The sequence below is a fragment of the Streptococcus sp. UBA632 genome (assembly GCF_002300045.1).
GTDB lineage: Bacteria > Bacillota > Bacilli > Lactobacillales > Streptococcaceae > Streptococcus > Streptococcus alactolyticus.
In genome coordinates this window covers 11,350-31,256 of record NZ_DBPA01000029.1, presented here as the reverse complement: position 1 = coordinate 31,256, position 19,907 = coordinate 11,350, and the positions used below count along the sequence as shown (strand labels likewise).

General features: G+C 43.0%; 17 protein-coding genes, 1 pseudogene and 1 riboswitch. Of the genes and pseudogenes, 5 read left to right on the top strand and 13 right to left on the bottom strand.

Features of this window, described 5'->3' with window-relative positions:
* Positions 1 to 212: 212 nt before the first annotated feature.
* From ptsP to acnA, 6 genes are all read right to left on the bottom strand, one after another.
* On the bottom strand, positions 213 to 1,940 hold the full coding sequence (gene ptsP, locus B3473_RS03765) for a phosphoenolpyruvate--protein phosphotransferase (protein ID WP_168260979.1): 1,728 nt from the start codon (positions 1,938 to 1,940) through the stop codon (positions 213 to 215).
* A 2-nt stretch (positions 1,941 to 1,942) separates the two neighbouring features.
* Complete coding sequence (locus B3473_RS03760) at positions 1,943 to 2,206, bottom strand: phosphocarrier protein HPr (RefSeq protein ID WP_003064009.1); 264 nt, start codon at positions 2,204 to 2,206, stop codon at positions 1,943 to 1,945.
* A 217-nt stretch (positions 2,207 to 2,423) separates the two neighbouring features.
* Positions 2,424 to 3,221, bottom strand: a complete 798-nt coding sequence (locus B3473_RS03755; protein WP_154454394.1) for a putative ABC transporter permease — start codon at positions 3,219 to 3,221, stop codon at positions 2,424 to 2,426.
* A gap of 108 nt (positions 3,222 to 3,329) precedes the next feature.
* On the bottom strand, positions 3,330 to 4,505 hold the full coding sequence (gene icd, locus B3473_RS03750; RefSeq protein WP_154454395.1) for an NADP-dependent isocitrate dehydrogenase: 1,176 nt from the start codon (positions 4,503 to 4,505) through the stop codon (positions 3,330 to 3,332).
* Between the two features lie 11 nt (positions 4,506 to 4,516).
* Positions 4,517 to 5,635, bottom strand: a complete 1,119-nt coding sequence (locus B3473_RS03745; RefSeq protein WP_154454396.1) for a citrate synthase — start codon at positions 5,633 to 5,635, stop codon at positions 4,517 to 4,519.
* A complete protein-coding gene (gene acnA, locus B3473_RS03740) occupies positions 5,622 to 8,300 on the bottom strand; it encodes an aconitate hydratase AcnA (RefSeq protein WP_269725754.1) in 2,679 nt (892 codons plus the stop codon). Before acnA ends, B3473_RS03745 begins: the two co-directional genes overlap by 14 nt.
* Positions 8,301 to 8,588: 288 nt before the next feature.
* Here acnA and nrdH point away from each other — a divergent pair, with 288 nt between their 5' ends.
* From nrdH to thiT, 5 genes are all read left to right on the top strand, one after another.
* Positions 8,589 to 8,816, top strand: a complete 228-nt coding sequence (nrdH, locus tag B3473_RS03735; RefSeq protein ID WP_154454398.1) for a glutaredoxin-like protein NrdH — start codon at positions 8,589 to 8,591, stop codon at positions 8,814 to 8,816.
* 72 nt (positions 8,817 to 8,888) lie between these two features.
* Positions 8,889 to 11,048 (top strand): class 1b ribonucleoside-diphosphate reductase subunit alpha, encoded by a 2,160-nt coding sequence (gene nrdE / locus B3473_RS03730; RefSeq protein ID WP_154454399.1) that lies wholly within the window; start codon positions 8,889 to 8,891, stop codon positions 11,046 to 11,048.
* Positions 11,049 to 11,093: 45 nt separating this feature from the next.
* Positions 11,094 to 12,056 carry a class 1b ribonucleoside-diphosphate reductase subunit beta gene (nrdF, locus tag B3473_RS03725; protein WP_154454400.1) on the top strand — a complete coding sequence of 321 codons (963 nt, stop codon included), beginning with the start codon at positions 11,094 to 11,096 and terminating at the stop codon, positions 12,054 to 12,056.
* 147 nt (positions 12,057 to 12,203) lie between these two features.
* Positions 12,204 to 12,509 carry a bacteriocin immunity protein gene (locus tag B3473_RS03720; protein WP_154454401.1) on the top strand — a complete coding sequence of 102 codons (306 nt, stop codon included), beginning with the start codon at positions 12,204 to 12,206 and terminating at the stop codon, positions 12,507 to 12,509.
* A 59-nt stretch (positions 12,510 to 12,568) separates the two neighbouring features.
* A riboswitch (TPP riboswitch) is annotated at positions 12,569 to 12,666 on the top strand.
* Positions 12,667 to 12,737: 71 nt separating this feature from the next.
* A complete protein-coding gene (thiT, locus tag B3473_RS03715; protein WP_154454402.1) occupies positions 12,738 to 13,304 on the top strand; it encodes an energy-coupled thiamine transporter ThiT in 567 nt (188 codons plus the stop codon).
* Between the two features lie 64 nt (positions 13,305 to 13,368).
* Here thiT and B3473_RS03710 read toward each other — a convergent pair whose 3' ends face one another.
* The 7 genes and pseudogenes from B3473_RS03710 to B3473_RS03680 all read right to left on the bottom strand — a co-directional run.
* A complete protein-coding gene (locus B3473_RS03710; RefSeq protein ID WP_154454419.1) occupies positions 13,369 to 13,911 on the bottom strand; it encodes an NAD(P)H-dependent oxidoreductase in 543 nt (180 codons plus the stop codon).
* Positions 13,895 to 15,025, bottom strand: a complete 1,131-nt coding sequence (locus tag B3473_RS03705) for an acetylornithine transaminase (RefSeq protein WP_154454403.1) — start codon at positions 15,023 to 15,025, stop codon at positions 13,895 to 13,897. The genes B3473_RS03710 and B3473_RS03705 overlap by 17 nt, the downstream gene beginning before the upstream one ends.
* A gap of 23 nt (positions 15,026 to 15,048) precedes the next feature.
* Positions 15,049 to 15,783, bottom strand: a complete 735-nt coding sequence (gene argB, locus B3473_RS03700; protein WP_168260988.1) for an acetylglutamate kinase — start codon at positions 15,781 to 15,783, stop codon at positions 15,049 to 15,051.
* A gap of 10 nt (positions 15,784 to 15,793) precedes the next feature.
* Positions 15,794 to 16,987, bottom strand: a complete 1,194-nt coding sequence (argJ, locus tag B3473_RS03695) for a bifunctional ornithine acetyltransferase/N-acetylglutamate synthase (protein WP_154454405.1) — start codon at positions 16,985 to 16,987, stop codon at positions 15,794 to 15,796.
* Positions 16,988 to 17,056: 69 nt separating this feature from the next.
* Positions 17,057 to 18,079, bottom strand: a complete 1,023-nt coding sequence (gene argC, locus B3473_RS03690; RefSeq protein WP_235280804.1) for an N-acetyl-gamma-glutamyl-phosphate reductase — start codon at positions 18,077 to 18,079, stop codon at positions 17,057 to 17,059.
* Positions 18,080 to 18,225: 146 nt separating this feature from the next.
* Positions 18,226 to 19,419, bottom strand: a pseudogene (locus B3473_RS03685) (pyridoxal phosphate-dependent aminotransferase).
* A gap of 12 nt (positions 19,420 to 19,431) precedes the next feature.
* On the bottom strand, positions 19,432 to 19,907 hold a 476-nt coding region (locus B3473_RS03680), incomplete at its 5' end, for a nitrilase-related carbon-nitrogen hydrolase (RefSeq protein WP_293674879.1).

Here is a 19,907-nt window from a genome sequence, read left to right as displayed (position 1 = left end):
TCTCCTTTTAATATGATAGTTTTATTTTATCACTTTTTTGGTTTTTTTCAATTATTCAACACTACTAAATTCAGAAAATTAGCATAAATCACATCTTCAAAAATAGTGCTACCATTTAAAGCACAAAGAAAGAGAGGACGACTAGCGCCCTCTCTGACAACTGACTTTTTAATAACTCAAAACAGTCCTTAAAAGTCTAATAATGCCGCTAATTAGTCAACGTATTCCTTGCTAAGTTCAAGAACTTCTTCCATAGTTGAGCATTCTGTAAGAGCACGGTTTGCATACTCTTGCATTTTAGCAGTGTCAAGTGTCTTCATAAGGCTACGCGTACGAAGAACTGAAGTTGCTGACATAGAGAATTCGTCAAGACCCATTCCGACAAGAAGTGGAACAGCTTGTTGATCTCCGGCCATTTCACCACACATACCTGCCCATTTACCTTCAGCGTGAGCTGCTTTGATAACGTTGTTAATCAAGCGAAGGATTGATGGGTTATATGGTTGGTAAAGGTATGAAACTTGTTCGTTCATACGGTCAGCAGCCATTGTGTATTGAATAAGGTCATTTGTACCAATTGAGAAGAAGTCAACTTCTTTAGCAAATTGGTCAGCTAGCATAGCTGCAGCTGGGATTTCAATCATGATACCTACTTCAATATCATCTGCAACGGCAATACCTTCAGCTTTAAGTTTAGCTTTTTCTTCTTCGAAGATAGCTTTCGCTGCGCGGAACTCTTTAAGAAGAGCAACCATTGGGAACATGATACGAAGATGTCCGTGAACAGACGCACGAAGAAGCGCACGCAATTGTGTACGGAACATATCTTGACCTGTTTCTGAAATTGAGATACGAAGAGCACGGAATCCTAGGAATGGATTCATTTCTTTTGGAAGGTCAAAGTATGGAAGTTCTTTGTCCCCACCGATATCCATGGTACGAACCACAACTGGTTTACCGTTCATGCCTTCAAGAACAGCTTTGTAAGCTTCGTATTGTTCATCTTCAGTTGGGAAATCTTGTGAATCCATGTACAAGAACTCAGTACGGTAAAGACCGACTGCTTCTGCACCGTTAGCGTTAACGCCTTCAACATCTTTAGGAGTACCAATGTTTGCTGCTAATTCAAAGTGTTTGCCATCAGCAGTAACTGTTTTGGCATCTTTAAGAATAGCCCATTCAGCTTTTTGCTTAGCATATGCTTCACCAGCAGCTTTAAATTCAGCAATTTCCTCTTCTGTTGGATTGATAATAACATCACCAGTAATACCATTAACGGCTACAGTATCACCATCTTTAACACGGCTTGTGATATCGTTTGTTCCAAGAACAGCAGCGATTTCCAAAGTACGTGCCATGATAGCTGAGTGACTTGTACGTCCACCAATGTTAGTGACAAACGCTTTTACAAATTTTTTGTTTAATTGAGCGGTGTCAGATGGTGTCAAATCGTTAGCGATAACAATTGATTCTTCGTCAATTGTAGCAGGGTTTGGAAGTTTAACACCGATAAGGTGAGCCAATACACGTTTTGCAACGTCGCGGATATCAGCCGCACGTTCTTGCATGTATGGGTTGTCTTCCATACCTTCAAAGATAGTAATAAACATATCAGTTACTTCTTTAAGACCTGCTTCAGCGTTAATTTGTTTGGCACGGATTGTTTCTTTAATTTGACCAATCATTTCTGGGTCAGAAAGAACCATCAAGTGTGCGTCAAACACAGCTGCTGCTTCTTCACCAAGTGTTTCTACTGCTTTCTCGCGAATAACAGAAAGCTCGTCTTTAGATGCTTGCAATGCAGCATCTAAACGAGCTTCCTCTGCACTTGTATCTTCAACTGTAACGGTTTCAAATGACAAATCCGGTTGAACGAGTAAATACGCTTTAGCAACAGCAACACCATCTGATGCTGCAATCCCTTTAAGCTTCTCTGTCATTTTTAAGCCAATCCTTCTTTAGTCATTGTTTCTTCGATAGCAGCAAGTGCGTCGTCAGCGTCAGCACCTTCAGCTGAGATAGTAACGTCAGCACCTTGACCAACACCCAAGCTCATAACACCCATGATAGATTTAAGGTTTACAGCTTTACCTTTGTAGTCTAAAGTGATATCTGAAGCGAATTTGCTAGCTGTTTGAACAAGCAAAGTAGCTGGACGTGCGTGAATACCTGTTTCTGCAACAATGTGAAAATCTTTTGAAGCCATAATTGGTTCTCCTTTTATTATGTTTTTTGAATTATCAACAATTGATAACCCTTACAGGAACTGATTATAGCACAATATAATTTTATTTTCAAGCACTTACCATTCATTGGATCGGTGTAAATTTAAGGTGGTAAAAATCACTTTTCTTTCATTAAATGCAGCAAAAAAGAAACACTTTTATGATAAAAGTCTGGAATTTTCATTCCAGACTTCGTTCTCATTTCTTGTTTTTTTGATTTTGTTTGGCGTCTTCTTGTTTGCGACGGATATCATTTAAAAATGGCGCTGTCGTCAAACGGAATTGACGGTAGTTTCTCAAGAGGCGGCGTTGGTTGAAACGGAAAGGTTCGATACCTCTTGCTTTCAAGCGTTCATTGATGTGCAGGCGTAAATCTTCTAAGCGCTTGCTAAAGACTTCGGTTTGCTGAGCCAAGTCGCCAAATTCTTTTTTAACGGACTCGTGCAAGCGTTCTTGTTCTGCATGCGCATATTTTTCAAAAGAGCTGGCTGCTTGTTGGAATTTCACTGTATCTGTCACTGTCCAAATGAAATCCGCTGTCATGATAATTACAATAGCTAAGGCAACCCAATCGCTCGTATGGGCAATCAGCCACATCACGCTTGGCTGGATGAATTTAACTAAAATCACAATCCCAAAGCCCCAAAACAGTGAGATGGCTGGGGCGATACGTCCTTGGATATTTCCAAATTCATTGCTGTAATCCCACAACTTCATGTGAAAGAGAGTTTCTAGTAACCATGCTGCCACGTATTCGAACACGGTCGCTACCAGCATCCCACTCAAAAACAGCCATAGCAAATGACTCTGAAAAGGTTTTGTCGCCACCAGAACGGTTGTCACCGCAAAGCCATATACAGGGCAGTAAGGTCCAGCCAAGAAACCACGATAAGCAAATTTTCTATCTTTGATGGAACAATAAATGGTTTCCCAGAGCCAGCCTACAAACGAATAAATAAAAAATAAAAAAATAATGTCTGTCAATGAATATTCCATAAAAACCTACCTTTTCTATCAAGATTATAAGCTTTTTTGGGGTAAAAATCAAAATCATGTCGGCGGCAGCAAAAAGCCTAGGACCAAAACATATCCTAGGTTATCTTTTTACAAATAGTCGATGACTTTGGCGGCAAAGTCGCTGGTTGAATAGGCAGGCTTACCGTGTGCTAAATCAGCAGTGACATAGCCTTGAGCCAAGGTCTTTTCAATAGCCGTCGTGATGCGACGAGCCACTTCTGTCCAGCCGATGTAATCAAATAACATACAACCTGACAAGAGCAGCGAGCAGGGATTAGCCTTGTCTTGCCCTGCAATATCAGGCGCTGTGCCATGTGTCGCCTCAAAAATGGCATGACCTGTGCTGTAATTGATGTTAGCACCTGGTGAAATGCCAATACCTCCCACCTGTGCTGCCAAGGCATCGCTGGCATAATCCCCATTCAGATTGGTCAGCGCCACCACATCAAAAGCTTCAGGATTAAGCAGAATTTGCTGCAAAAAATTGTCCGCAATGATGTCATTGATAACTAATTTTCCGCTGGCAAGTTCATCGGCGTACTCTCTTTGAGCGAGTTCATAGCCCCATTTTCGGAAACCACCTTCTGTGAATTTTTGAATGTTTCCCTTATGAACAAGGGTAACTTTAGCGAGGTTATTGGTCAGAGCGTATTCAATGGTTGAGCGAATCAGACGCTCACTCCCTTCTTTTGAAATGGGTTTGATACCAATGCTACTGCTTTCAGGAAAACGGATTTTGTTAACCCCCATGTTTTTTTGCAAAAAAGCAATCACTTGCTTGACTTCTGAGCTACCAGCTTGCCACTCAATTCCCGCATAAATGTCCTCTGTATTTTCCCGAAAAATGGTGATATTGATTTTTTCAGGTTCTTTGAGCGGGCTTTCAATGCCTTGAAAATACCGCACAGGACGCACGCAAGCATACAAATCCAATTCTTGACGCAAGGTGACATTGAGCGAGCGAATACCACCACCAACAGGCGTTTCTAGAGGCCCTTTGATGGCAACTAAATATTCTTTGATTGCCTCAAGTGTGTCATCAGGCAGCCATTGACCCGTGGTTTTGTGCGCCTTTTGACCTGCCAAGACTTCCAGCCACTGAATTGTTTTTTGACCGTGATAGGCTTTTGCTACTGCCGCATCAAAAACCGCACGCGCATTTTTCCAAATATCTTGCCCAATCCCGTCCCCTTCAATGAACGGAATGACAGGATGATTAGGCACAGACAAACGGCCATTTTCCAAAGTGATTTTTTCTGACATAGCTATCCTTTCTAACGCGCTTCCATGGGAATGTAAGTCAAATCCACAAGGCCAACATAGTCTGAACGTGGGCGAATGAGTTTGTTATGGCGTTGTTGCTCTTGAATATGGGCAATCCAACCTGATACACGGCTCATGGCAAAAATCAAAGTGTAGATGGAACTGTCAATGCCAAGCACATGATAAACTGTCGCTGAGTAGAAATCGACATTTGGAATCAGCCCCTTGGCATTTTTCATGTAATCTTCCACCTCACGCGACAAATCAAACCAAACCTCATCTTCTGTGCCTTTGGTCAATTCTTCTGCCATATCTCGCAAGTATTTTTCACGCGGGTCTTGTTTTTTATAAACACGGTGCCCAAAGCCCATGATTTTTTCCTTGCAGGCGAGTTTTTCCTGTAAATAGGCCTCGCTATCTCCCATTTCACGAATGTCTGTTAGCATATCAAAAACACGTTCATTTGCCCCACCGTGCAGAGGGCCTTTTAGGGTACCGATAGCAGTGGTCACGCAAGAATAGATATCTGCCAAGGTCGAAGCACACACACGCGCGGCAAAGGTAGAAGCATTTAACTCATGATCAGCGTGTAGGACCAAGGCACGATTGAGCGCCTTAACTTGCAGAGGAGTTGGCTCTTCTCCTTTTAGCATATACAAAAAGTTGGCTGCGATAGACAAATCCTCACGCGGTGCTATGGGTGTCTGCCCTGAGCGCAAACGAGCAAATGCCGCAATAATAGTGGGCATTTTTGCCATTAATTGAATGGATTGCTCATAAACAGCTTCTTCTGAAGTATCCTCAGCATGAACGTTGTACACCCCAAGCAGACTGACCGTTGAACGTAAGACACTCATGGGGTGCAGATGGCGACGTGACTGAATCAACAAACACTGTTCAATCGCATCGCTAATGCCATAATTGGCACGCAACTCCGCAGTAAAATCAGCCAATTCTTTCTGATTGGGCAAATGCAGGTTCCAAAGAAGATAGATAACCTCTTCAAAACTCGCTTCATTGTCCATCAATTCTGAAATATTATAGCCTGCATAAGACAACTGATCGTCAACAATCGCGCTAATACGCGTTTGGCAGGCAATTAAGTCTTTCATGCCTTCACTTTCCATCATAAGCTACTCCCTCCAACTTTTTACGAACCACCATTGGCAAAATACCACCGTTTTTATAGTAGCGAATATCTGCCGCCGCATCAAAACGCACCATGGCTTTAAAGCGTTTGTCACCTGAGGCATCACGCGCCACAACATCAACCACATCATGAATACTTGGATTTTCTGGCAGTTCGATATCATAGCTTTCAAATCCTGTTAAACCAAGGCTATCAGCTGTTTCACCGTCTAAAAATTGCAGCGGTAAAATCCCCATCATGATTATATTTGAGCGGTGAATGCGTTCAAAACTTTCAGCCAGCACGGCTTTGACTCCAAGAAGATTTGCTCCCTTGGCTGCCCAGTCCCGACTAGAACCCATGCCGTAATCTTTTCCTGCAATGACCAAGGTCGCCACGTTATCAGCTTTGTAATGCATAGCCGCATCGTAAATAGGCATCACGTCACCCTCATAAGTCGTGTAACCGCCCACTTTGCCAGCCGCCAACTGATTTTGAATGCGAATATTGGCAAAGGTTCCTCGCATCATGACCTCATGATTACCACGGCGACTGCCGTAAGAATTAAAATCAGCATAAGTCACGCCGTGTTCTTCAAGGTAATTTGCTGCAGGGCTATTTCTTGAGATATTTCCCGCTGGCGAGATATGGTCAGTCGTGACACTGTCACCAAATTTAGCTAAAACACGCAAATGGCGTAGCGGTTTGATTGTGCTTTGATTATCCAAACCATCAAAATACGGCGGGTTTTGAATGTAGGTAGAATCTGCCTTCCATGGGTAAATAAAGCTGTTCTGAGTATCAATGTGATTCCATTGCTCATTGTCCGTGAAAACGTGCTGGTACTCATCCTCAAACAACTGGCGAGTCACATAACGATCAACGTATTGAGCAACCTCGTCATGGCTTGGCATAAGATCTTTTAGGTAAACAGGGTCTTGATTGTGGTCAAAACCAAGCGGCTCACTGGTCAAATCCACATTAGTATTGCCAGCAAGAGCGTAGGCCACTACTAGAGGTGGACTTGCCAAAAAGTTAGCTTTGACAAGCGGATTGACCCGCCCTTCAAAATTACGATTGCCTGACAAGACCGCTGATACTAACAAATCCGACTTTGTAATCGCTTCTGTTACCTCTGGCAACAAATTGCCTGAATTTCCAATACAAGTGGTGCAACCATAACCAACGAGATTAAAGCCAAGCTGGTCCAAATAAGCTTGCAGACCTGATTGGCGCAAGTAACCTGTGACCACCTTAGAGCCTGGAGCCAAAGACGTCTTGACTGTCGGAGCCACTTTCAAGCCACGTGCAACCGCATTTTTCGCTAATAAGCCCGCTGCCATCAATACATAAGGATTAGAGGTATTGGTACATGACGTGATGGCCGCAATCGCCACGTGCCCTGTTCTAATGTCAACAGTTTCTTGCTCAAACTGAACTGTAGCGGTCTTATCCAGTTCATCTGCTGTCAAACCAAACCCCTGAACACCTGCCTCACGCACCAAACTGTCTTGAAAAGCTTGTTTGGCTTGGGTCAAATCAATCAAATCCTGCGGACGTTTTGGTCCAGCGATGCTTGGCGTAATCGTTGACAAATCAATCTCAATAACAGTCGTATAATCCGCCTGATGCTCAGGATTGTAAAATAGGTGATTTTGCTTGGCATAAGCCTTTGTCAAGTCAATATGTTCGCTAGAACGATTGGTCAAACGCATATAATTCAAGGTTTCATCGTCAATCGGAAAGTAACCACAGGTCGCGCCGTACTCAGGTGCCATGTTGGCAACTGTTGCTCGTTCTGCCAAGGTCAAACTGGTTAAACCTTCCCCAAAATATTCAACAAATTTGCCAACCACATGGGCTTGTCGAAGCACTTGCGTAACCTTCAAGGCCAAATCCGTTGCTGTCGCTAACTTAGACAATTTGCCTGTCAAATGCACGCCAACCACTTCAGGAATGGGAAAGAAAGAGGCTTCGCCCAGCATAGCGGCCTCTGCCTCGATACCACCGACACCCCAGCCAAGAACACCAATACCATTAATCATCGTGGTGTGGCTGTCCGTTCCAAACATGGAATCAGGGTACAACAAGCCGTCTTGTTCAATCACCACATCGCTTAAAAATTCAATGTTGACTTGGTGGATAATCCCTGTCGCAGGCGGAATCACACGGTAATTGTCAAAGGCTTTTTCCGCCCATTTTAGAAAGGTGTAGCGCTCATTATTGCGTTGAAATTCAAGCGTCATATTATCTTCCAAAGCTGAATCACAACCAAAAACATCCACCTGAACACTGTGGTCAATCACCAAATCCACTGGAATTTCAGGGTTAATGAGTTGGGGATTGCCACCATGTGCAACCACCGCATCTCGCATAGAAGCCAAATCAACAACTACCGGAATTCCCGTAAAATCCTGTAAAATCACGCGACTAGGCTTAAATGGGATTTCACCACTGGGCTGCTTAGCTTGATAGGTCGCCAAGGCTTTTATGTGATTTTTCGTTACATCTTTTCCGTCGTATTTTCTGAGTAAACTTTCAAGTAAAATACGAATGGTGTAAGGGATTTTATGAATATCTCCTCCGTAGGAAGTCACCACGCGCTCAATGTCGTAATAGGAATATTGGTTTTCCTTGAAGGAAAAATCAGATAAAAACTTACTCATAAACATCCCCTTAAAATAGTATAAATTTTCATACATTATACAACTTTCAGAATATTGTGTCAAGTTTTATTTTATTATGTGTTAGTTTTTATAACATATAGTGTTAGCAAGGTGTTTTCAAAACAATCCCCGTCAAGCCGCTTGGTTACTATATTTTGTGCTATTTGACCATAAAAAACACAATATATAGTATTTTTTGAAGCACTTTAGCTTGCTTTTTTCCTCTTTTTTGGGTATGCTAGATAAGTAGAACAGTACACTTAAAACATTTAGAAAGGTCGATGTCAGATGGCTAATACCATTACCATTTATTCAAAAAACAACTGCATTCAATGTAAAATGACGAAAAAACTCCTTGATAATGAGGGAGCAAACTATCAAGAAATTAATATCGACGAACGTCCTGAAATGGTTGAATATGTCAAAAATCTAGGCTTTACCGCTGCTCCCGTTATTAAATCAGGAGATATCATTTTCTCTGGTTTTCAACCTGCTAAGTTAAAAGCCTTGCTTTAACTCTAACCCAAGCACAGAAAGGAAATAAAGTCTGCCTCTTCTTTTTGTTAGGTAGGCTTTTGTATCGTAATTATGAGTTTAAAAAATCTTGGCGATGTGTCTTATTTCCGCCTAAACAATGAAATTAACCGACCTATCAATGGTCAAATTCCTCTTCACAAAGATAGAGAAGCTCTCGAAGCCTTCTTTCGTGAAAATGTCATTCCAAACACCATGGCTTTTGATTCCATTACGGCTAAAATCCGCTATTTGATTGACAATGACTACATCGAAGCGGCTTTTATCGGCAAATACACACCGGAATTTATTGAGGCCTTAGCCAAGGACTTGCAAGCACAACACTTCCAATTCAAATCATTCATGGCTGCCTACAAGTTTTACCAACAATATGCCTTAAAAACCAACGATGGCACACAATACCTTGAAAGCATCGAAGACCGTGTCTTGTTTAACGCCCTTTATTTTGCAGATGGCGATGAAGCTTTAGCGCGCGATTTGGCCACAGAAATGATTCACCAACGTTACCAGCCTGCTACACCATCTTTCTTAAATGCTGGACGTAGCCGTCGCGGTGAATTTGTGTCTTGCTTTTTGATTTCGGTCACTGATGACATGAATTCCATTGGGCGTTCTATCAATTCAGCTTTGCAATTGTCACGTATCGGAGGTGGTGTGGGCATTAGCCTCTCAAACCTTCGTGAAGCTGGCGCGCCAATCAAGGGTTATGAAGGCGCAGCATCTGGAGTTGTTCCTGTCATGAAACTTTTTGAAGACAGTTTCTCTTATTCTAACCAATTGGGGCAACGTCAAGGTGCTGGTGCAGTGTATTTGGATGTCTTTCATCCAGACATCATGGCTTTTCTATCGACTAAAAAAGAAAATGCTGATGAAAAAGTGCGTGTTAAGACCCTTTCACTAGGTATCACCGTCCCTGATAAATTTTACGAATTAGCTCGTAACAACGATGATATGTACCTCTTTAGCCCTTACAGCGTTGAGCGTGAATACGGTGTGCCATATAGCTATGTGGACATTACAGCCGAATACGATAACATGGTGGCAAACCCTAATATCGTCAAAACCAAAATTAAGGCACGTGATTTGGAAACTGAAGTCTCAAAATTGCAACAAGAATCAGGCTACCCTTATGTGGTCAATATTGACACCGCTAACCGTACCAACCCAATTGACGGTAAAATCATCATGTCTAACTTGTGCTCTGAGGTCCTTCAAGTGCAAACACCAAGTGAGATTAACGATGCTCAGGAATACGTTAAAATGGGAACAGATATCTCATGTAACCTTGGGTCAACCAACGTGGTCAACATGATGACTTCACCTGATTTTGGACGCTCTATTAAGGCAATGACACGCGCCTTGACCTTCGTATCAGATACATCATCTATCGAAGCTGTTCCAACCATCAAAAACGGCAATGACCAAGCACACACCTTTGGACTTGGTGCCATGGGCTTACACACTTACCTCGCCCAACACCACATTCACTACGGTAGCCCCGAATCGATCGAATTTACCAACATCTACTTCATGTTGTTGAACTATTGGACCTTGGTCGAATCAAATAACATTGCTCGTGAACGCCAGCAAACCTTTGTCGGTTTTGACAAATCAGCTTACGCTGACGGTAGCTATTTTGATAAATACATCACAGGAAAATACGTGCCAACTTCTGACCGTGTGAAAGACTTGTTTGCAGACCACTTCATCCCTAGCGGTCAAGATTGGGCTAAACTGCGTGATGCGGTCATGGCAGATGGGCTTTACCACCAAAACCGTTTAGCCGTTGCACCAAATGGGTCTATTTCTTACATCAACGATGTGTCAGCGTCCCTTCACCCCATTACCCAACGTATCGAAGAACGCCAGGAAAAGAAAATTGGTAAAATCTACTACCCTGCTGCTGGACTTTCAACCGATACCATTCCTTATTACACATCTGCATACGATATGGATATGCGAAAAGTCATTGATGTCTATGCAGCCGCAACCGAACACGTTGACCAAGGCTTGTCATTGACCTTGTTCTTGCGCAGTGACATTCCTCAAGGACTCTATGAGTGGAAAACGCAAAGCAAGCAAACCACACGTGATTTGTCCATTTTACGCCACTATGCCTTTAACAAAGGACTCAAATCTATCTACTACATTCGTACCTTTACCGATGACGGAGACGAAGTTGGCGCTAACCAATGCGAATCATGTACGATTTAAGGCAAAAACTTAATACCCTACCTTTTGCCACACGAGGAGAATAACATGTCACAAACTTATTATAAAGCGATTAACTGGAATGAAATCGAGGACGTCATTGACAAATCCACTTGGGAAAAATTGACCGAACAATTTTGGCTAGATACCCGCATTCCTTTATCAAATGACCTTGATGACTGGCGTCAATTGTCTGAACAAGAAAAAGACTTGGTAGGCAAGGTCTTTGGAGGTCTTACCCTACTTGATACCATGCAATCTGAATCTGGAGTAGAAGCTATTCGAGCAGATGTGCGCACACCGCATGAAGAAGCTGTCCTCAACAACATTCAATTCATGGAATCTGTCCACGCCAAATCTTACTCATCGATTTTCTCAACACTCAACACCAAATCAGAAATCGAAGCCATTTTTGAGTGGACTAACAACAACGAATACTTGCAAAAGAAAGCCAAAATCATCAATGATATTTATGAAAACGGTGATGCCTTGCAAAAGAAAGTAGCCTCTACTTTTCTGGAAACATTCTTGTTTTATTCAGGATTTTTCACACCTCTTTACTACCTTGGCAATAACAAATTAGCCAATGTGGCTGAAATTATCAAACTGATTATTCGTGACGAATCTGTTCACGGTACTTATATCGGTTACAAATTCCAGCTTGGTTTCAATGAATTATCAGAAGACGAACAAGACGCTTTTCGTGAGTGGATGTATGACTTGCTCTACCAGCTCTACGAAAATGAAGAAAATTACACCAGATCCCTCTATGACGCTGTGGGATGGACAGATGAGGTCTTGACCTTCTTACGTTACAATGCCAACAAGGCCTTGATGAATCTCGGACAAGACCCACTTTTCCCTGATACTGCGGACGATGTCAATCCAATCGTCATGAACGGTATTTCAACGGGGACGTCTAACCACGATTTCTTTAGTCAAGTCGGAAATGGTTACTTGCTTGGTACCGTGGAAGCCATGCAGGATGACGACTACAACTACGGACTTTAATCCTTTTGAAAAGAGAGCAGGAAAACTGTTCTCTTTTTACTTGCTTCAAAGGCTTTGTAGCTGCTACCATCTGCAATAACGATTTCGTGATGCATTTTTACCGAAATAAGGTATAATGAACATTAGAGGGGTGGTGTTAGCTTGTTTATGAACAAACGACGCAAGAGGAAGCGCCAGATATTTTATCATCATATTGAGTTGGTTTATAATAATCCTACTCTGGTCATTAGTGAAGAGCTGCGTCAAGCCCTTTTAAACAGTGCCTCAGGACTTGAAAAGGGCGATTCCATAGCCTACTTGGCTTACCGATTGTATCCTTTTGTTTGTGATGAGGTCTTACACCGAAAAGCCAATCGCAACGATGAATTGCTTGTTTTAAAGAAATATTTGGAAAGAAAGCGTTGGAGATACTACTGGGGAGTTATTTTACAAGTAGCTTTTACCAATCATTAGGCGAGGGCTGTTAAGAATGCTTGACAAGAATGGCGCTTTCATGCTAGACTAAAGGCAATTGAATCACAAAGGAGTGCTTAAGGCTGAGATCGCAAATGCGAAATCCTGATCACCTGATCTCGTTAGGACGAGCGTAGGGATTGTGACATGTGTTAATAAAACTTTGTTTTGAATAACCTGTGCAATAAATCAGAAAAAAGCTCCTTTGTCGTGAAAGGAGCTTTTTTAATGTCATCCAAACGTTTTAGATTGTCTATCTTGGTCGAAACGGCTCTTGTTGCTGCTTTTGCCATGGCCTTGTCTTACATTCCTGATTTTGCTAGCTGGTTTAGTCCTTCTTTTGGTGCTATTCCCTTGGTGCTTTTTTCCCTACGACGTGGGCCAAAATACGGCATTTTAGCGGGAACCATTTGGGGCTTGCTGCATTTTATTTTGGGGAAGGTTTGGTATTTATCCGTTTCGCAAGTGGTTATTGAATACCTCTTTGCCTTTGCTTCAATGGGACTAGCAGGCTTTTTCGCGGCGCCTTTCCAAAAAGCTTTAAGACAGGAACACAAGGGACGTGCTTTGATTTATGCCAGCTTAGGAGGCTGTCTAGCTGTTTTTGTCCGCTACTTTTGGCATTTTCTTGCAGGCCTTCTTTTTTGGGGTAGCTATGCTCCCAAAGGCATGTCCCCTTATATGTACTCCCTCACCGTCAATGGCACTGCTGGCCTTTTGACGCTAGTCTTTCTTATCCTAACCTTTGCCATCATCATCCCCACCCAAGGGAAATTGTTCTTGGTTAGACATTAAACCAGCCTGAGTTCCTTGCTCAAGCTGGTTTTTCTAGTTTTTGTTAAAACTAATCGTCTAATTGTTAAATGAGGGCAATCAGTTGTTTGGCGTGGTCTTTAGATTTGGCTAGAATTTCTTGTGCCTTGTCAGCATCTTGACGTAGTGAATAAGACACATCGTGTGTGACAATGTGTCCAAGATAATTCAGCTGAGTGAGTTTTGCCGTCAAGCGAATGGGTGCTAACAAATCCTCGATGCTGGTGCCTGATTCTGCCTGATAAGCTGCCTCGCCAGCTCCAGTGGTCAAGGATGCAATCACATACTTGCCCTTTAAAGCATCCCCAGAAGCACCATGAGAAAAGCCGTGCACAAAGACCTTTTCAAGCCATTTTTGCAATAAAGACGGCACCGCATACCAATACAGTGGGTACTGAAAAACAATCACATCTACCTGACGCAATTTTTCCTGCTCGGCTGCTACATCGATTTGATAATCAGGATACAAGTCACTCAAAATATCCAATTCCACTTCTGGAAGTGCTTGTTTGACTTCAGCCAAAATGCTTTTGTTAACCAAAAAAGAGTTTCTTTTGAGAAAAATTCTTTTTCTAGTCGAAAATATCAGTAAGAATGGCAACACCTTCGTCTATTTTTTCTTTGGTCAGAGTCAATGGTGGCAAAAGGCGAATAACGTTGCTGCCTGCCGTTAAGACAATCAAACCCTGTTCACGTGCTTGGATTACCAAGTCAGTAAGATTTTCCGTTGTTTCAATCCCAATCATGCAACCCAAGCCACGAATGTCAGTCACTTTTGCATTTTCAGCTAAGGCTTTCTGCAAGGCAGTTTGTAAATACTGCCCTTTTTCAAGAACCTGTGGCAAAAAGTCTTCTGCCAACATGACATCAAGAACGCTTGAGGCTGCTGCCATGACTAGTTTATTGCCTCCAAAGGTAGAACCGTGACTGCCATAAGAAAAAGCCCCCCCAAATTTCGCCTTGCCCAGCATAGCACCAACAGGAACACCATTTCCCAAACCTTTGGCGAGGGTGACAATGTCAGGTTCAATGCCATAATGTTCAAAAGCGTAAAGCTTGCCCGTACGTCCCATGCCCGTCTGAACCTCATCAACAATGAACAAGATGCCATTTTCCTGACAAAATGCGCTCAAGGCAGTGATAAAGGCAGGGTCTGCTGGACGCACGCCAGATTCTCCCTGAACCAATTCCAGCATGACGGCAGCAGTGTCGCTGGTCACCAAATCTTTCACGCTGTCCAAATCATTGTAAATGGCATAGCTAAAATGCGGCACACCATCTCCAAAGCCTGTTTTGATTTTGTCTTGGCCTGTTGCAGACATGGCGCCATAGGTCCGACCGTGAAAAGACTGCACAAAACTGATAATGCCTTGCTTGCCAGTTGCCTTACGGGCTAGTTTGATAGCAGCCTCATTGGCTTCTGCTCCGCTATTGGCAAAAAAGGCCAAATAATCCCTATCGCCAATCAACTTACTGGCGACCTCTTCTTGCAGATAGTTTTCATATAAATTAGGCGTGTGCCAAATGTCTTGAGCCTGCTTGAGCAATGCCGCCTGTACAGTAGGGTGAAAACCAAGATTAGTCACACCGATTCCTGATGAAAAGTCCAAATAAGCCTTGCCCTCTTGGTCAAAGAGATAATTGTCCTTTGCCTTGACAAATTCAATCGCTGCGCGTTTGTAATTTTGAAATAGTTTCGTCATCCTTGTCCCCTCATCAATCTAACCTAGCAGACTATGGATGTGCCTGCCCGCAAATTATCGCCAATCAAAACCTCACCAACACCTGCCAGGACTGTCTTGACCGCTGATTCAATCTTTGGAATCATCCCACCTGTGATGACTCCTTTATCAATTTTTTCTTGAAAATCAGTGGATGACAAGTGATCAAGCACCGCACCATTTTCCAAAACTCCTTTGACATCTGTCATCAGCACCAATTTTTCAGCCCCAAGAGCAACGGCAATGGCTGTCGCTAGGTAATCCGCATTGATATTGAGCATCTTACCATCCTTAGAAAAACCAATAGAAGCTAGAACTGGCAACATCTGATCTGCCAACATTTGCTCCAAAATCTCTGTCTCGATGTGCGACACATTGCCCACATAACCATAAGTCGCCTTGTCCAAGAAATCTGCCTGTACCACTTTTGGCATATTTGACAAAAGTTGGACGCTATCTAGCGACGATTGGTTCAATTTTTTCACCAAATTGGCACCGACGATTTTCAACAGGGCATAGCTAACCAGTTTCATGTCTGATTGTCTGGTCACGCGCAAGCCATTTTTCTTGGTAATGGGCACGTGTTCTTCTTCCATGAGTTGGTTGATGGCAAAACCGCCACCGTGGACGATAACCACTTGCTTGTTTTCAGCCTTCCACTGCTTGATTTGCTGAATGAATTCTTGTGATAGGTGCTGACTGGAAACACCTCCGATTTTAATGACAATGACATGTTCCATAAACTTCCCCTTATGTCCGATACAAAGCGTTAATTTTCACATAATCATAGGATAAATCACAACCCCAAGCCTTTCCAGTTGCCTCACCCGAATGCAAATCCACCGTGATACAAATAACCTCTTCATGCATGATGTCTTGCATTTCCTCGGCATCAAAGGCCACAGGACCTGAGCCCAGCATGACTGGCACATCTCCTAAAGCAATATCAATGTTGTCAACAGGGACATCGACCCCCGCATAACCAAGCGCTGCTAAAATACGTCCCCAATTAGGATCCTCGCCGAAAATAGCCGTTTTCACAAGACTTGAGCCCACCACACTTTTAGCCATCATTCGTGCGTCAAAGGTGTTAGGAGCGTGTTTTACCACAACTTCAATGAGTTTGCTTGCGCCTTCACCGTCCTTGGCAATTTTCTTAGCAAGTTCTTGCATCACGTAGTGGAGCATGGCCGAGAACTTCTCAAATTCGGCTGTGTCAGGCAAGATTTCGTCATTGAGCGTACAGCCATTAGCCAAGACCAAGACCATATCATTGGTTGAGGTATCACCGTCCACTGTGATTTGATTGAACGTTGTTTCCACATTTTGACTAAGCGCTAACTGCAAGGTTTCACTGGAAATATTGGCATCACACGTGATAAAGGCTAGCATGGTTGCCATATTGGGATGAATCATACCCGAGCCCTTAGCCACACCTGCCATGGTGACTTCGTCACGCCCAAATTGTTCCGTCACGGCAACAGTTTTGACGACAGTATCCGTTGTTAGAATGGCTTTTGAAAAATCATCCGCATTACCATTGACCACCAATTTAGACAATCCTGTTTTGAGCGTGTCCATTGGCAACAAATCACCGATGACACCTGTTGAAGCTACCCCCACCAAATCAGGCTCAACCCCCAATTTATTAGCTGTCCATTGCTGCATGGTGTAGGCATCTTCCATGCCTTGCACCCCCGTACAAGAATTGGCCACACCCGAATTGACCACGATGGCTTTCATTTTTTGAGCTTTTTTCACCGATTGACGCGTCACAATCAAAGGGGCTGCAATCACTTTATTGGTCGTGTAAACACCTGCCACACTGGCTGGGACTTCTGACACAATCCACCCAAAATCCATTTTTCTTTTCTTAAACCCTGCGTGCAAGCCATCTGCCGAAAAACCAAGCGGGCTTGCAATATTGCCTTCAATCACTTTCATCCTAATCACCTAAAGCTTTAACCACAAGCACAAAGCTTCCTTTTTAAAGCTCCTAACCCTTTCTTTCTATCATAAATAACTTGGCGACACCAATAAGCCTTCGGTTTCATCCCAACCCATCATGGCATTGAGATTTTGCACTGCCTGACCAGCCGCCCCTTTCATCAGATTGTCAATCACAGACACCACCGTTAAGACATTTGTCACCTCATTGTAGAGAAAACCAATATCCGTAAAATTAGACCCAATCACATTATGCAATTCTGGTAAATCCTCTTGCACACGCACGAAAGGTTTGTCCTCGTAAGCCGCTTGATAGATGGCATCTAATGCCGCTTTGCTCAACGGTTTTTTCAACTTCACATAAGACGTCGCCATAATTCCACGATTAACAGGCAAGAGCGAGGTTGAAAATTGTATATACGGCACCTTAGGGTTGACCTCTTGCAGCATTTGCACAATTTCAGGAATATGCTGGTGGTGATTTAGCTTGTAAGTTACATAATTATCATGCACATTGACGAAATGGCTGGCTTCAGACAAGGCCTTCCCAGCACCTGTCAAACCACTTTTAGCATCAACAATAATCGCATCTTCCTCAATCACATCTGCCTTTAACAAGGGAAGCAAGGCCAGTTCTGTTGCCGTTGCATAGCAACCAGGATTTGAAACAAAACGTTTCCCCTTAAGGTCTGTCCACTCTGTCAAAGCGTAGGTAAATTGACTCAAAACAGCATCGCTTACTGGGGTTTTGTGATACCATTTTTCATAAACATCTGCAGGCAGACGATGGTCGCCAGACAAATCAATCACTGGAAAATCAGCTGCTACAAAAGGAGCTGCCAATTGACTAGCGATGCCGCTTGGAGTCGCAAAGAAAACCAAGTCAGAAACTGCCATGATAGCTTTCGCGTCAAAGGCTTCAATCACCAAATCACAAATCCCAGAAAGGTAAGGATAGATATCTGACAAGCGTCGGCTAATATCCTTGGTGGCATGAATCGAAGCAATTGTCACTTTTTTATGATTATTCAATATTTTAACCAATTCAAAACCACTGTATCCAGTGATACCAACAATCGACACTTTCATAATATACACTCCTTGAATAAATATGTGTCTATTTTATAGCATATTTATTCATAAGTCAAGTGTTTTTTTGAATAAAAATAATAAGCAGTTGATTATAAAATCAACTGCTTATTAACGAGGGAAATAATCTGATTCCCTTTGTATCGTTACAAATGGGAATTCGTCTTTTCAAACAGATGTAATTTGCCGATGCGCTCAACAGCTTCGACCAAACGTTCGGGATCAACCAATAAACCGATTCTGACATAGCTGTCACCTTGTTTCCCAAAGGCTTTTCCTGGTGCGACAGCCACGTGGGCTTCATTTAAAAGCAAGTCAGCAAACTGCTCACTGTCATAACCTTCTGGCACAGGCATCCAAGCATAGAATGACCCTTTGGAATCAAAAGCGTGCCAACCAATCTTCTCAGCGGCTTGAACAAAGGCACGACGTCGTTCATCGTAAGTCTTATTTAAGTCTGCAACGGCATCTTTCGACCGTTCATCCAAAAGTGCCACCGCACCTGCATCTTGAATCGCTGGAAAGACGCTCACAAACAAGTGGTCTTGCAACAAGTTAAGCGCCTCAATCAACTGAGCATTGCCAGCCGCAAAAGCAAGCCTCCAGCCTGCCATATTAAAGGTTTTGGAGAAAGTGTATAGTTCAATGCCGACGTCCTTAGCTCCAGGTGTGGAAAGAAAGTTTGGGTTTTCATAACCTTCTGCTCCCAAGGCACCGTAAGCAAAATCGCTGATAACACCGACATCGTAGGCTTTAGCCCAAGCCACCAATTCTTCGTAAAAGGCTGCAGTTGCCACCGCACCCGTCGGATTATTGGGGTAATTGACATAAATAAACTTAGCCCGTTTTGCTACGTCCTCAGGAATAGCTGTTAAATCAGGCAAAAAGTGATTGGCTTTGGTCAATGGAAATGTCGCATAATCAATCTGCGCCAAGGCCACACTAGACAGGTAATCAGGGTAGCCAGGGTCAGGCAGTAGCAACAAATCCCCAGGATTCATCAAAGCCAAAGGAAATTCCACCAAACCGATTTTAGCACCACCAAGCACGCAAATCTCCTTTTCGCTATTAAGATCAACCTGATAATGTTACCGATAAAATTGACTCACTGCCTCTTTAAAATGAGCATTCCCACGAAAAGATGAATATTTATGCGACACTGGATTTTTAGCCGAAGCAATCAAGGCATCTACAATGAAATCATAGGTCGGCTGGTCAGGATTGCCTTGTCCGAGATTGATAACATCATACCTTTCAGCCTGCTTGGCATTTACCTTGGCCACCAAATTGACGAAAAATTGTTTGGGTAAATCTTGTAAAATCTGTGATTGTGAAAACATCTGCACGCCTCCTTAATGATACAACTGGGGTTTTCGATCCGCAAAAACAGGTATTTGCCCGCGTACTTTTTCCACTTCTGACCAATCCAAACAAGTGGAAAAAACACCTTCTTGGTTATCTGGCACTTGTAAAATCACTTCTCCTAAAGGATTGATAACCAAGGAGTGTCCTGAAAAGCTATCCAAATCTCCTTTGCCAACCCGATTCACAGCGACAACAAAGGCCTGATTTTCAACCGCACGCGCCCGCAATAAGATTTCCCACTGCGCCACGCGTTCTGTCGGCCACTCAGCCACCACAAACAGAACTTTGGCACCACCAGACATGAGCGTCCGAATCCATTCTGGAAACCGAATGTCATAACAGATGACACTAGCCGCCTGAATGCCATCCAAAACAAAAGTACTTGGCTGGTGCCCTGCTTGCAAAAATTGATCCTCTCCCATCAGACCAAACAAATGAATTTTATCATAGTCCACAATGACCT

Coding starts and splice junctions, on each gene's coding strand:
- ptsP (WP_168260979.1), bottom strand. CDS start 1,940: ATGACAGAGAAGCTTAAAGGGATTGCAGCATCAGATGGTGTTGCTGTT.
- B3473_RS03760 (WP_003064009.1), bottom strand. CDS start 2,206: ATGGCTTCAAAAGATTTTCACATTGTTGCAGAAACAGGTATTCACGCA.
- B3473_RS03755 (WP_154454394.1), bottom strand. CDS start 3,221: ATGGAATATTCATTGACAGACATTATTTTTTTATTTTTTATTTATTCG.
- icd (WP_154454395.1), bottom strand. CDS start 4,505: ATGTCAGAAAAAATCACTTTGGAAAATGGCCGTTTGTCTGTGCCTAAT.
- B3473_RS03745 (WP_154454396.1), bottom strand. CDS start 5,635: ATGATGGAAAGTGAAGGCATGAAAGACTTAATTGCCTGCCAAACGCGT.
- acnA (WP_269725754.1), bottom strand. CDS start 8,300: ATGAGTAAGTTTTTATCTGATTTTTCCTTCAAGGAAAACCAATATTCC.
- nrdH (WP_154454398.1), top strand. CDS start 8,589: ATGGCTAATACCATTACCATTTATTCAAAAAACAACTGCATTCAATGT.
- nrdE (WP_154454399.1), top strand. CDS start 8,889: ATGAGTTTAAAAAATCTTGGCGATGTGTCTTATTTCCGCCTAAACAAT.
- nrdF (WP_154454400.1), top strand. CDS start 11,094: ATGTCACAAACTTATTATAAAGCGATTAACTGGAATGAAATCGAGGAC.
- B3473_RS03720 (WP_154454401.1), top strand. CDS start 12,204: ATGAACAAACGACGCAAGAGGAAGCGCCAGATATTTTATCATCATATT.
- thiT (WP_154454402.1), top strand. CDS start 12,738: ATGTCATCCAAACGTTTTAGATTGTCTATCTTGGTCGAAACGGCTCTT.
- B3473_RS03705 (WP_154454403.1), bottom strand. CDS start 15,025: ATGACGAAACTATTTCAAAATTACAAACGCGCAGCGATTGAATTTGTC.
- argB (WP_168260988.1), bottom strand. CDS start 15,783: ATGGAACATGTCATTGTCATTAAAATCGGAGGTGTTTCCAGTCAGCAC.
- argJ (WP_154454405.1), bottom strand. CDS start 16,987: ATGAAAGTGATTGAAGGCAATATTGCAAGCCCGCTTGGTTTTTCGGCA.
- argC (WP_235280804.1), bottom strand. CDS start 18,079: ATGAAAGTGTCGATTGTTGGTATCACTGGATACAGTGGTTTTGAATTG.